Origin of the sequence: Marinobacter sp. LQ44 (genome assembly GCF_001447155.2) — a bacterium.
GTDB lineage: Bacteria > Pseudomonadota > Gammaproteobacteria > Pseudomonadales > Oleiphilaceae > Marinobacter.
Map to the genome: position 1 here is coordinate 965,703 of NZ_CP014754.1, position 13,917 is coordinate 979,619.

General features: G+C 58.3%; 7 protein-coding genes. 3 read left to right on the forward strand and 4 right to left on the reverse strand.

Going from position 1 to position 13,917, the window contains the following annotated elements; all coding sequences use genetic code 11:
• Nucleotides 1-72 precede the first annotated feature (72 nt).
• The 3 genes from ASQ50_RS04545 to ASQ50_RS04555 all read left to right on the forward strand — a co-directional run bounded on the left by ASQ50_RS04545 (nucleotide 73) and on the right by ASQ50_RS04555 (nucleotide 4,800).
• Nucleotides 73-1,164, forward strand: coding sequence for an OmpA family protein (locus ASQ50_RS04545; RefSeq protein ID WP_058089927.1), 1,092 nt, complete (start codon nucleotides 73-75; stop codon nucleotides 1,162-1,164).
• Nucleotides 1,165-1,179: 15 nt separating this feature from the next.
• Nucleotides 1,180-3,030 carry an Ig-like domain-containing protein gene (locus ASQ50_RS04550; protein ID WP_058089926.1) on the forward strand — a complete coding sequence of 617 codons (1,851 nt, stop codon included), beginning with the start codon at nucleotides 1,180-1,182 and terminating at the stop codon, nucleotides 3,028-3,030.
• A gap of 213 nt (nucleotides 3,031-3,243) precedes the next feature.
• Nucleotides 3,244-4,800: a methyl-accepting chemotaxis protein gene (locus tag ASQ50_RS04555; RefSeq protein WP_058089925.1), complete on the forward strand. Its 1,557-nt coding sequence runs from the start codon at nucleotides 3,244-3,246 to the stop codon at nucleotides 4,798-4,800.
• A gap of 62 nt (nucleotides 4,801-4,862) precedes the next feature.
• On the opposite strand, the gene ASQ50_RS04560 is transcribed toward ASQ50_RS04555, so the two are convergent.
• The 4 genes from ASQ50_RS04560 to ASQ50_RS04575 form a co-directional block, all read right to left on the reverse strand.
• The gene (locus tag ASQ50_RS04560) at nucleotides 4,863-7,835 is read right to left on the reverse strand and encodes a parallel beta-helix domain-containing protein (protein WP_058089924.1); all 2,973 of its coding nucleotides are present in this window, start codon (nucleotides 7,833-7,835) and stop codon (nucleotides 4,863-4,865) included.
• Between the two features lie 84 nt (nucleotides 7,836-7,919).
• Nucleotides 7,920-10,400: a membrane dipeptidase gene (locus tag ASQ50_RS04565; protein ID WP_227513261.1), complete on the reverse strand. Its 2,481-nt coding sequence runs from the start codon at nucleotides 10,398-10,400 to the stop codon at nucleotides 7,920-7,922.
• 209 nt (nucleotides 10,401-10,609) lie between these two features.
• Entirely contained in the window at nucleotides 10,610-11,974 is a 1,365-nt protein-coding gene (locus ASQ50_RS04570) for a DUF1329 domain-containing protein (RefSeq protein ID WP_058089923.1), read from the reverse strand.
• Nucleotides 11,975-12,000: 26 nt separating this feature from the next.
• Nucleotides 12,001-13,908, reverse strand: a complete 1,908-nt coding sequence (locus ASQ50_RS04575; RefSeq protein ID WP_058089922.1) for a DUF1302 domain-containing protein — start codon at nucleotides 13,906-13,908, stop codon at nucleotides 12,001-12,003.
• Nucleotides 13,909-13,917 lie beyond the last annotated feature (9 nt).

The window sequence follows — 13,917 nt, forward strand, 5'->3', positions numbered from 1 at the left end:
GTAATCTTTTGTTTGCGTATCGCATAATACAACTTATACTGATTTTGGATTGAGATCACAAGGAGATAATCCATGCAACGACGCATTCTGGCTCTGGCAGCACTGTTTGGCGCAGCCCTTGCTCCCGGCTTGGCCGCAGCTTCTGAGAACTTTCCGATCAGTTACACCACTGTGGGCGTGGAGGGCAGCTATGTTGACTCCGGCAACTCCCGCAATAAATCCGCAGTAGACGATAACCTGGCCAATTACTGGGAGGGCGGCCTTAACGTTACCCACCAGTTCAATCCCAATTTCAGCCTGTTCGGCCAGGCCAGCTATGCCGAGCCGGAAACCCGCGTAAACAAAGTAGATTTGGAGCTATGGCGTTTTTCACTGGGCGGCCGGATGCATCCCGGGAAGTTCCGCCTGGGTGGCTGGCGACCTTTTGCCGGCGGCGGGTACAGCAACACCAACCTGGATATTGACGGTGGTGGCAGCAAGAACGAAGACAGCCTCTATCTGGAGGGTGGCCTTCAGCGCATGCTGGCGCCCCGCTTCATGTTCGAGGCTGGCGTGCGTGCCCGCACCGAGCTGGAAGACGGCTACGTGGACGGCCAGTACTTTGCCGGCATTCACTACCTGTTCAACCGTAAGTTCCCTGCAGCACCCAGCGCTGAGATTGCGCCCCGGCGCGAGCCAGTGATTGCTCCGCCCAAAGACTCTGACGGCGACGGCGTAATCGACGAACTGGACAAGTGCCCCAACACCCCGCAAGGCGCCCTGGTGGATGCCGACGGCTGCCCGAAAGAGCTGACCCGTGAAATTCGGGAGACCCTCTATGTTGAGTTCGAGCTGGACAAAACCGAAGTGCGCGAAGCCTTCTACCCAGACATCGAAAAGCTGGCCAAGGTGATGAAGCAATACCCCACCTCCACAATCCTGCTGGAAGGCCACACCGACAGCACCGGTTCCGCCAGCTACAACCAGCGGCTGTCCAAGAGCCGTGCCGATGCTGTGATGAAGGTGCTGATCAACGAATTCGGCATTATGCGCAACCGGATTACCACATCGGGTATGGGCGAATCCCAACCGGTTGCTTCGAACGACACACCGGAAGGTCGTGCACAGAACCGCCGAGTGGAGGCCGTTGTCTCCGGCGAGCACACCGAAATCATGAAGAAGTAAGCAGAGGACGCGATCATGACGATTACAAAACGCACTTTGACAGCACTGGGTATTGCCTCATCTCTGGCCCTGGCGGGCTGCGGTGGCAGTGGTGAAGGCCCGGGTGACCCGAGAGTCTCCGTACCGCAGGACCCGACGCGGGACCAGACTGAGCAGGCGCAGTTCTGCGCATCCTCCAGCACCACCTTTGCCGTGACGGAATTCGTACCGGCAGATGGCGCCAGCGATGTGGCGCTGAACAGCAACGTGCGAATCACCTTTAACGCCAATGTTGACCCAGCCAGCGTGGCGGCCCACGTTCGCTTGCTGAATGGCGTCAATCAGGTGGCGCTGGAAGAGGGCAGCCCCCGGGTGATGGGCAAGTCTGTAGTGCTTAACCCACAGGGCAACCTGAGCGCTAATACTGAACACACCATTGAGGCGTTGTCTGGCCTGCAAGCCGATTGTCCGGATAACGACACCGCCAAAACCCTGGGCACCAGGAATGCCGCCAGCTTTACCACTGGCGACGTCACTCAAGAAGACACCACCGGCCCGACCATGGCGGCTTCCAGCCCACAGAATGGCGAAACCATGGCTTCGCCTGATACTCGCATTTTCATGGAGTTCAGTGAGCCGGTTGACCCGACTACTGTCGATTCAGACTCCTTCACCGTTCAGGAGCTGGACGACAATGGCAATGTCGTGGGTGTGGTTTCCGGCGCCATAGGTGTGGTTGGTAACTCCGTTGAGTTCACACCTGATCAGTCGCTCAAGGGCCAGACTTACTACAGGGTTGTTGCCAACGAGGGTGTGACTGACCTTGCAGGGAACAGTCTGGAGCCGTCGGACCCAGTGGTCTTCCGCACCGGCGGACTGGTACTGGCGCTGAATGGAGGCGTAATCAACCAGATTCCTTTGCTGGGTGAGGCCCTTAATGAACTCGGCGGTACCTTACTGGACCCACTGGCGTTCGGCGATTCGGAGGATGGCCTTAACAGTCTGGATAACGCACTGATCCTGAAACTGCCCCTGATTGATGGCCTTGCCGATATCTTGAATGGGAGCACGCAAATTGGTGGCATGTCGACCACAAACGTGGATGGCGTAGAGTTCCTGAACTTCCTGACTGGCGTGGTAGCGGTTTGTGATCCGAAATCCGTCAACAACGCAGAGCCAGGCGTAAACTGCACCCTGGCATTGGATCTTGGCCTGGGCCAAAGCCAGATCACCGCCCTGGCGGATGCCTTCACTGGCGGCAACCCGGAGCAGGTTCCTGACTTGCTGCTGGGGCTGGTCGAGGGCTTGTCCTCCGGCGACCTGAGCGCCGTTCCGCCCGAGCTTGCTGACCTGTTCGAGGAAAACGACCGCGGCTTGCTGCAGCTTCGCCTGGTGGATGACAATGGCTTGCCACTGCCCTCTCCCCTCGAAGATGGCCTGCTCACCGTGCTGGATGCCGTTGCACAGATTCCGGTACTGGGTGAGCTGACCAACCAGCAGGACGCCAAGGCGCTGGCCGATGTTGGTCTGCTGCAGGGCTCCCTGGTGCGCGTTGACCTCGGCGGCCTGGCCTCTATCTCCGTTCTGGACGGTTTCGAAACCTTCGTTGGCCCCAACGGTGTTCTGAATCTGGGCGGCGCCCTGTTCGACACCCTGCTGGCGCTGGCCCCGGAAGATGGCGGAAGCGGCGGCATGCCCAACCCCGAAGACCTGCCTCTGATTGGCGAACTGATTAGCCTGTTGGATGCTGGTGGCTTCCCGGATGGCGGAGAATTCGGACTGGCGGATGAGTTCATCGAACGACTGCAGAATCTGCTAGACCCAGCCAATCTGGCCGAGCTGCCCGAAAGCCTCGCAGGCCTGTTCGGCAACCTCTTCAACTTCTAATCCCACCTTTGGGGTCAGACCCCCGGACATTTGGAACCGTCAAATGTCCGGGGGTCTGACCCCGTTGTTTATTTTTTGATCACACTAATTGATCTCCGTCTATTACGGTCGCTGCACAATTTCCTACAATTAAACCGTGCGGAAGACTTAAGCAGTGCCGTTATCGTTACTGGGGAATTATCTAATAACTTGAGTACGCTTCACGGAGTGCTTATGAGAAAAAACCTGCCCGTCACCAACAATGAACGTACTTTCTCGCCCAGCCAAAAGTTGATTTCTTCTACCGACCTGAAAGGCAAGATCCGGCATTGCAACAAGGCATTTGTCGACGTCAGTGGCTTCAACCGTGAAGAGTTGATTGGCCAGCCCCACAATATTGTTCGCCACCCGGATATGCCGCCCGAGGCCTATGCAGAAATGTGGGGGTGTCTGAAAGGCGGCAAACCCTGGATGGGGCTGGTGAAGAACCGGTGCAAGAACGGTGATTTTTACTGGGTGAGCGCCTATGTGACACCGGTGACGGAGAATGGCGAGATCATCGGGTATGAGTCCGTCCGCTCCTGTCCTGCCCGGGAAGACGTGGCGCGGGCCGAAAAACTGTATGCCGGCATTCGGGCGGGTAAGCATCGAAGCAGGCTTCTTTCACTCGTACCGTCTATCCCTCATGTTCTTGTCGTGCTGGCCGTTGCGGCAGCTGCACTGCTGTATGGCATCGGACAGGTTGACGGGGCAGCGGGACTGCTGGCGTTGGCATTTGTGGGCCGGCACGTATCAGCCTCCGGGTCGCGCTCGAAGCTTATTCACTCTGTGATGGATCAGATGGGCCGCACCTTTACCAGTGATCTCGCAGCCCGGAGTTATACCGATGACGGGCTGAGTCTGGGCAGGCTAAAAGTCGCCGTGATGGCACAGAAGGCGCACCTGGACGCAGTGCTAACCCGGCTTGAGGATTCATCTTCGGCGATGAGGTCGCACACCACGAGGGATCTCGAGATTGCCTACGACACTCAGCAGACCATGCAGAAACAGCAGCAGGAAACCGAACAAGTGGCGGCCGCCATCCATGAAATGTCGGTGACCATCGGTGAGGTTTCACAGAACGTGCAGCTGACGGCCGATAAGGCGGACAACGCGCGCCAGGCCTCTGATCAGGGGGTTGCCACGATCAACTCTACCCGGGCCGCCATTGAGGACTTGAAACAGACCGTACACCACATCGGCCAATCGGTGAACGATCTGGCCCAGCAAACACACCGGATTGCCTCTGCCGCGAAAATGATTGAGGACATCGCCGAGCAAACCAACCTGCTTGCCCTGAATGCCGCCATTGAAGCCGCACGGGCCGGCGAGCATGGCCGGGGCTTTGCGGTGGTGGCAGACGAAGTTCGCAACCTGGCTCGAAGAACCCGGGAATCGACCAAGGAGATTCATGGTGTGGTGTCCGAACTCATTGGCAAATCCGAGCAATCGGTGCAGGTCGCTGAAACCGGCGTAACCGCCGCTGATAACGGTTTGGAAAAGATGCTCGAAGCCCAGGCGAGCCTGTCAGACATTGCCGAGTATGTGGTCACGATCGCTGAAATGGCTCTGCAGATGGCCACCGCCGTTGAAGAGCAGGCTCAGGTGTCTGATCAGATCAACGAACAGGTGGAACGCATCTCCAATATGGCGGAACAGAACCTGGTCAAGGGCGAGGAATCCACCCAAAGCGTGCGCGAGATGGGCGACATCGCCAAAGATCTGCACGAGCTGGTCGTCCGCTTCAAATAAAAGTTGGGGTCAGACCCCAGGACATTTGAGGGTGCGAAATGTCCGGGGGTCTGACCCCAATTTCAGGGGGTGATGGACTGGAAGATGCCGGAGCCGCCGCAGGCTTCGGCGTTGTCGTAGCCGGAATCGACGACCTGGCCAATCCAGTAGTTCAACAGTTCGACGGCCTCGGTGTGGCTGACGCTCTTGGCGATGGGCGGCATTTTGCGTTGGGGGTCGCTGGCGTCTTCCACTCGGCAGGAGACAATGGAGCGCCCTGGATCACCTGGCACGACGACATGTTGCCGGCCGCAGGAGCCGCCGCCGGTGGCGGTGGGTTTCTTGCAGATGCCATAGCCGGCGTCGATCTTGCGGTAGTGGTCCAGGTAATAGCCGGTATTGGAGGCCGCGCCTTTGTCGTTGTGGCAATGCTGGCAGTTCACTTCCAGGTAGGCCCGCAGGCGCGCTTCCACATCTTCATCTGAACCACTGGCCGCGCCGCTGTCGCCCGGTATGTTCCAATGGGGCAGGCGTTCGATGTTGGTAGCCACGCCACGGCCATCAATCTGTAGCGCCGGTGCGTTCGCCAGCAAGCCCTGGTCCTTCCAGTACTGCAACTGGTTCACCCGGGGGAAGCCGCCCTGCCCTGCGGTGCCCATGAATTCCGATTCCGGCCGGTAAGCCCGGTTCAGGTTACGGGGTTTGGGGCCGATGGGCGCTGCGCCCGCTTCCAGGTCGTCGTTGGAATGGCAAGTGATGCACTGATTCTGGTTGGGAATGGCGTAGCTGTCGGTGGAGCCAGCCAGCAGTTTGCCGGTGTGCTGGTCTTGATAGTGCCAGCTCACGCTGCGGGTTTCGCCACCGGGGACCAGCTTCGCTACTTTCTGGCCATTGACGTCGGTGCTCCAGCTGTAGGTGGGTCCACTCCAGACGGCTTTGCCACTCTGGGAGGTGCGCTTGATCAGCAGGCGAGTTTCCACCAATTCCTCGGCACCCTTGCTTTCGTCCGTAAAGGCGAACGTTTTGGCGATCACAGTGCCAGTTGGGAAGTGAATGGTGCCGTTGAGGTTACCGCCGTTCTGGCCATCCACATACAACGCTTTGGTGCCGGGTGGGATGAATGCAACCCGGTACTTGGTGGCGTAGTCTGAGAACAGCTTGGAGTTCAGTACAAAGGGTACGCCGCCTTCGTGGGGCATGCTGCGGGGATCCTGCGCGCCTGCAAACAGGTTGTACTGGTCCAGTGTGGGGCAATCCACGGCCAGGGCATCGCGGTTGATCTGGCCGCTGGCCACCGGCGCTTCACACAGCTGATTGATGAATTCTTCAGAAGGTGCCGGATCGATGCCTCCGCTGCGCTCAAACGGCGGAATGGTCACCCGGGGCAGGCTGGCCAGGGTGCGGCCAAAGCGGGCCTGGCAGTCGTGTTCGCTCATATCCGAATCGGCAAAGAATTCAGTCGGGCCGGTGAGGATGTCGCTCAGGCTCTGCCAGGAAAGCAGGGATGGGTTCGGATCCATTGCCGCAAACAACAGCTCAAGGCCACGGGTGCCATGGAAGTTCATGTAGGCCAGGCTGTCGCTGGACATCTCGTTGCTATGAATACAGGCGCCCCATTCCGGCAGTTTTCGGTTGCCCTGATTATCAAACTTATAGGCGTTGTACAGACACTCGGGGTTCGGGTGCTCGTTGGTATGAATGGGCTTGCCGTTGGCTTTTTTCGGCACTGGCTGGCCATTGGCATCCACCGGGTAGGGGCAATCTGCGTTCAGGTCATCCAGCAGGCCATCCCAGACAATGTGGGCGCCTTTACCCGGCCGATTGAGGTTCTTGATGCCAATCAGTGTCGGCAGCACGGTTTCCACCTCGCCATCCACCAGCACCTTTTCCAGGTTGGGCGGTGGCAGGTCGTAGCCGGAGTTCTTCATCACGTTGTTGTGGATATGCAGGCCTTCGGTGTAAGGGTCCAGCTTTTTGTCGGACGTTTTGCCCTTGCCGTCGATCAGCTCGTAGCTGGTGTAGATGATGGCTGCGGTGCTGTTGTCTTCGAAGACGTTGTTGTATATCTCGATGTTGTCGTAACCCAGAGTGATGAACCCGGTACCCCGGGGCACGGCAGACACAATGCCGCTGGGGGCAAAGTTGTAGGTGTTGTTGTTACGGGAGATATTATTGAGCATCACCGAGGTGTCGCCGTACTGGGTGATATTTTCCAGATCGTAGATCAGGAAGCCGCCGGTGTTGCATTCCGCCAGGTTGCTGTCGTATTCCCCGCCCTGCACGTTTTCAATCTCGAAACCCATGACGTTATAGGCGGCGCGGCTGTTGCGGATGATGGCGTTATTGGTCTGGCCAACATAGATACCGGCATCCGAGGCGCCGATGGATTCGGAGTTATCCACCAGAATGTTTTCCGACTCCACGGGGTAGATACCGTAACGGCCGCTGGAGGCACTGGGTACGTAATCCGGCGTCGGGTCGCCCTCGTTGAATGGCGGGCTGGTACATTCCACGTGCAGCCGGCTGGCGACGTTATCCCTGGTGATGGGTTCACCGCCACCGGACCAGATAGCGCGGACGTTCAACAGAGTGCCCCATTTGACGCCCTTCAGCTTGAAGGCATCGCCCGGGGAATCCAGGATGGTGAGATCCTTGACGGTAATGCCCCGTACGTTCAACGCTTCCAGACCAGTGACGTTATCGCTGTTGCGGAAGTTCAGCACGGTGTCATCCTTGCCGCAGCCGCGAATCTCCACGTCTTCCGTGGCCTGAATCAGCAGGCCGTGGTACAGGTCAAAATAGCCACAACCAAACTCCAGGCTATCGCCGGGTCGCAGCTGGATCATCGCCGCGACCATCTCTTCAGTGGCCTGTTCGCCGGGCTCCACCCTGAATACCCGGCCTTCGCTAAACCTCGGCGGCTGCTCCCCCTCCTGACCCGGCCGGTTGGCATCGGCCCGGTCAGTGCCCGATGACCCACCAAAACAACCGGACAACAGCAGCACTGCACTGATCCCCAGCACCGCAAAACCTGACGTTCTCAGTCTCTGTATCATGACAATCATCCTTCTTCTTATATTTTTGGGGTCAGACCCCGAGACATTTGGTGGTGCGAAATGTCCGGGGGTCTGACCCCAATTTCATAGCGGGGCGTTTTCGATGCGTTCCCACATGCGCAAGTAGGCTTCGGCCGAGGTGAAGAGTTGGTTGACGGCGTCGTCGATCAGCTCTTGCGGGCGGTCGGAGTGGAGCATCATGTCGGCGATCTGGTCCGGGTAGAGGCCGTAGTGGGCCACGCCGCGGCCGTCGTAGAGGCCGAATTCACGGTCGCCGGTTTTCTGTTTGTGGAAGATCACGCGGCCATCCACGGAGGTGAACGGGTACAGCCTGGCCTCGTCTTCAGCGCTGCCGGGGTTATTGGCGAGCTGGGCGATGCCGTTAACGTCGGAGGCGAAGCCGGCGCCGCCGAAGGGCCCGACCTTCTGGTCATCCGGGCGGGGGCGGTTGCCATCCCGTACCAGCTTGTCTACCCAGTTTTCGCGCACGCCACCGAAGGAGGCGGTGATGCCACCCTGGGCGGCGATGCGGTCGCGCAGGGCTTCGGTGCCGCCCCAGCCGCCGTGGCTGTTGATGACGGGGTATCCCAGTTTCTGAGTGATGTCGAGGATACGGGCAGCGGCTTTTCGGCTGATATGGTCCGTTTCGATCATCATCTTGCGGCGCACCAGTTCCTGGATCAGGAAGTCGCCCAGATCGGTCAGCCCGCGGCGGTTGCACAGGTGCCCGGTGCCCTGGCGTGGGTCCAGGGCTTTGAGCTCTTCCGGTGTTTCCGGGAAACGGTCGCCCAGGTAGTCGATTTGGAACAGGAGCTGATCCAGGATGCCAAAGGCCTGCATGTCGGCATTCTGATCGGTTTCGTCACCGACGTATTCGGTACCTTCCGGGCACTCTTCAAACTCTATGGGGTGGCCGGTTTCCAGCAAGTTGCCTCCATAGAGTACGGCGCCAATACCAATCCCGGAGGAAAGGTCTGGCAGATGGCCACCGAAGGCGTTGTCGAATTTGTGCACGGGGAACATGTTGCGAACCCCCAGTTGGTGGAGCTGGTCCAGCCGCTCGACGATGTCTTGCGCGGAGCATTCGGGCACGCCCATAAACTCGCCGCAACGCATGACTTTCGACATTTCGATGCCCAGCACCACGGCCATCTTGCCCTCGCCAATTACTTCCCTGGCCTGGGCCGGGCTGGTGACGATCTGGAACCAACCTTCACCGGGGCCACCGTGCTGCGCGTCTATGTAGTTCTGCATTTCATACATGCGCTGGATTTGCAGCAAGATGGCTTCCATGGGGTCGCAGTCGTTCTGTTTCTGGGGGTTAATCCCGCAGAGCACTTCGTTGTGCACCAGGTGATTCACCAGGATTTTCATGCCGGAATAATGGGCACGCTCCAGCCAGCGGTAGTAACTCTGGTGGTGTTGCAGGGAGTTGTAACGGGGCCAGTCGTTGAAGGTGGGCCATCCCTGGGTGTCGTGTGGGCCGCTGCCACTGGTGACCAACTCCACAAAGCCGGTGGTGCCCCAGGGGCCATGGGCCACTTCGCAGTTCTCGAGGGCATGGGTAACGCCAAACTTGTGGAACGGCGCGCCGTAGTTCACCCGGCCGCCGATGAATTCATAGGCCGATATGTGGGAGTGAGTGTCCACGTACCCGAAGATATCGTCGTTATCGATGCCTTTGATGTTTTTGAAGCGATCGACCTCTTTCAGATACACCGCCGGGCCACGATCGTCCGCCACTTCCAGGCTGAGGTCTGCTTCCGGGTAATCAGCACAACCCTGGGCTGGCTCAAACGTGAAGGCATTGCTGGTATCACGCAACGACGGTGAAGCCAGGGTTAAACCATCTTCCGAGGCGCCCAGCATCAGGCCCGTGATGGCGGAGGTGAGCGTATACTCACTGTCTTGCAGCTTGTTGACTTTCCACACCGCCAGATCGTTCGGGCTATCGACCGTTGCCAGTGCCGGGCGTACGTCTGTATTGGCCAACTGGTCGCCGGCGAATTCCAGGCTTTCACCCAGTTCCCGCTGCAATCCGCCCAAGGGTGCGATCGGATCCAGCAGCAGGTTGGTGGTATCTCCCAGCCCCGCTACCAGGTAGCTCAGCTCACCGATAAACATACCGGTGGTATCCAGAAATTCGCCACCGGGATCACTGATGCCCAGCAGTTCAAACTGCCCCGCCTGGCCGGTTTCGCGCTGGTAATCAGACATCAATAGATAGGCACCGAGTTCCGTCGGCCGCAGATAGAAACGGGCAGCCTGGCTGGCGTTATTGGTTACGCCGTAGGTCTCGCCGGAGCTTTCCGAGATAAACCGGCCATCTGCCTGCAGGCTGTAACAGCCGTTGGCGAAGGCAAAGCGGGTATTTTCGTAGGCGTAAGGTTTGCTTGTCTTGCCCGGAGGCGACGGCGGGACGGGGTTACCGGGGCTTGGACGTTGTTCGCTGTTTTGCGCGATGTCTGAAGAAGACTCCTCACCGCCACCACAGGCGGACAACAGAAGTATGGAACTTGCACAAACCGCCGAAACCAGCAGGCGCTGGCGCGCTGAAATGGCCACGTTACGTCTCCTTTATAGGCTTGAAGCCCTTTTTGTTTTAGTATCGCACTGCATAATTTATGCTTAATTATTGACCAAAAACAACAAGGAGTCACGTATTGGAAAGAGGCATTCCGGGCCAATCTTTCAGGCTCAGGACAGGCTGGCAAACAGAAGGGAAAGAGCCCGCCCCGGCTGGGGCGGGCGGAGGTTATCGCAAGGCGAGGCTTTTAACGAACTCCCGCCCGGCGCAGGGCAGCGGGGGTGTAGTCATTGGAGCGAGCGGTAACGCCATAGGTGTAAGGATCGCTCTCTTCGTTGGTCAAACCCATCACCAGGTAGCGACCAGACATCAGATCGTAGAGGGTTTCGGCAGCGTAGGCCGGTACGTTGATGTCGTAACCCTGGACGTGGTGGGACTCGGCAACGCGCCACAGGTCGCCACGGCCGTCATAGTGATCGACCACGGCAATCTGCCAGGAATCTTCGTCTACATAGAAGTCCCGCTTGGCATAGATGTGACGCTCTCCCTCTTTCAGGGTGGCGCGCACATGCCATACACGGTGCAGTTCGTAGCGGGTGACCGACGGGTTGATGTGACCCGGCTGGATGATGTCGTTGTAACTCAGATCACGGGACGCCAGGCGGTAGGAGTTGTACGGGATGTACATTTCCTTCTTGCCCACCAGCTCCCAGTTATAGCGATCCGGCGCACCGTTGAACAGGTCCAGGTTATCGGAAGTACGCTGGCCGTCAGCTGCGGTGCCCGGGCCGTCATAGGCCACCTGCGGTGCTCGGCGAACCCGGCGCTGGCCCGAGTTGTAGAGCCAGGCGCGGCGCCCTTCTTTTACCTGATCCAGGGTTTCATGTACCAGCAGTACGTTACCCGCCAGGCGAGTTGGTGCCGTGATCACCTGTTTGAAGTAGAACAGCACGTTGTCGTCCATGCCCGGTTTGTAGTCGGCCAGTTCGACCCGATCAGTCAGGTGCTCAGTGAATTTCACCGGGCTGAAATCGCCGTTGGCCTGGGGCGTTACCTGAGCCACGTTACGAATGATGGAACCACCACGGTAACGGGTGATGTGGTTAAAGATCACTTCCTGCCCCTTCTGGGGGATCGGGAACGGCACACCTCGCTCATAGTTCTGCAGGCCGTTGCCATCCGGTGTCAGGGATACCGTGGTGGCGTTTTCCTTCGCCAGGTCCATCAGTTCCGCTGGATAGGTGGACGTGCGGCGGGTTTCATACACCGGAATTGAGAAAGTACTGTAGGTTTTGATCATCGCCACCTGGCCGGGGGACAGGTTATCTGCGTATTGGTCCACGTTGCTCTGATCGATCACGAACTTCACTTCGTCATTCGGGAACGGGTCTGGGTAAATACCCTCCTGAGGCTGATTGACGCCAGGGTCGGTCAAACCACCATCCCAGGCCGGGATGGCGCCGCCATTACCGGCCTTTTCAGCGCCAATTGGCGTCAGCTCGTTACCCAGCTTGGCCGCTTCGGATTCAGATACCGCAGCCATCGCTGAGGATGCTCCGAACAGGGACAGCGCAATGGCGCCGGCAATGAGGTGTCTCTTTTGGGTTTTCATGGTTGATACTCCTGTTATTTTAGCCATCAGAATGAGTAGGAGATGCTGGCCGCGATGAAGTCGCGGTCCGAGATTTCGTTGTATTTGCCACCAAAGAAGTTGGTGTAGCTGATCGAGCCGGAGTAGCGGTTCTGGTAGTTGGCATCCACACCGATACTCACCGACTTGTTGCCTTCCTTGAAGTTACCGCCTGGGTCTGGCGCGTAGCCCTTTACGTCGTGCGACAGAACCAGCTTCGGCAGCAGGTTGATGCCGGCAAAGGCGTTGGAGTAATCCAGGGCAAACAAGGCCCGGTACCCCCACGAGAAGGACGTGGTGAAGCCGTCACCACCGCAGTTGGTGGGGTTAATGTTCAGGCGGGTGGTTTCATCGCCCGGGCCCTGGCTACAGAAATCACCGGTGAAGGATTCGCCGTCGAGAGGGACAGGGCCTACACCAAAAATACCGGAGCGGCCGTAGCGGGCTTCGCTCTTATCGGGCAGGTCGTGCACGTAGGTGGCACCAATCTCTGCAACAGTGATGAAACGCCCTGCTCCAAGCACCCGGTCCACGAAGTGGATGAACGTAGCCTGAGCCTGTGACACATCGTAACGGTCAAATCCATCGACCGGCTTACCCGCGTAGTTAAAGCCCGGATCGCTGGCCTGAACACGTTGCTCCAGTTTGCTAATCACCTGACCATCCGGACCTCTCTGCTGAACTCCGCCGTAGATCAGCTCGAAGGTATTCCACTGAATCGGCATGTTCGGCCGGAAGCTGTATTCAGCCCCCAACGAGGTACCGGTCGGCAGTGTGGTGTTGATGCTTACGCCAAACAGGTCGATGCCTTTTGGGTAGTCGATGTAGTAGCTCGGGAACCGGGAGAACGGCAAATCTGGATCGTTGATCTGGCCAGCCTCCGGTGACTCTGGGTTATTCACAATACCGCTGATGTAAGGCAAACGGCTGTGATAACGAATGTAGTAGAAGCCGAGTTCGGAATCCAGGGCCGGCACGAACCAGCGCACGGCAACACCAAACTGGTCTCTATCACCTGGCTCAACATCGCCCTCCCTTGGGGATACAAACCCCTCTTCCAAGGCCTGTGCGTCTGGCACCTGACCGGCCAGAAGAACCGGTCCGCAACCGTCTGCGGCAACGTCTGCAGAGGAGAAGAAGGTACCGCAATCGTCGATTTTAAAAGGTTCCCACTCCAGTTGCAGATAGGCTTCAATGTTGATGTCGGGTGTGATGCCAACCGAGGTGTAGATCATGTTCACCGGCAGCAGGACGTCCTTCAGCTCGGCACCCGGGCTGCGGAACGCCGGAACATCAATAGGGTTGGTGGCATTGATACCGCCGAGAATGAATGTACTTTCACCCCAACTAACAACCTGCCGCCCTACCCTAGCCGAGACCGGCACGTTACCTGCGTACCAGTCCGTAAAGATGTATGCGTCCAGCAGATCGACGCCGGCGGCATTATCTTTGGCTTCGGGGTTGAGCTCTCGGCGCTGACCCACTGGGTCAACCGCGCGCTTATTATCCTTCAGTTCGTAGTCGTAATAGTAGGAGCCACGCACCAGCGCACCGACACGCGTCAGGTAATCGCTGTTTGGACGGTAATCCAGAAACAGCTCGGAACGACCGCGGAGGATCTGCGAGTACGGGTCGCCCTTTTTAAAGTTCAGGTTGCCGTCATCGAAGTTGTTGGACGACGCACCGGTATTGCTGAAGGCAAACTCCGGGCCGAGGTTACCCTGGGAAATCAGGTCAGGGTCCTGGTCTTCCAGACGAATACCAATGCCGGCAGTCAGGGTAGTGCTGAATGTTGCATCTATGCCGTACAGATTAAAGTCGAAGGCCGATGCTGGCGAGGCCAGCATGGCGGCAATGGCGGCCGCCAGGCCCGAGTTTCTCTTCTTGAACCGACTGCATTGTTTTCTTGTTGTCATGATACTGCT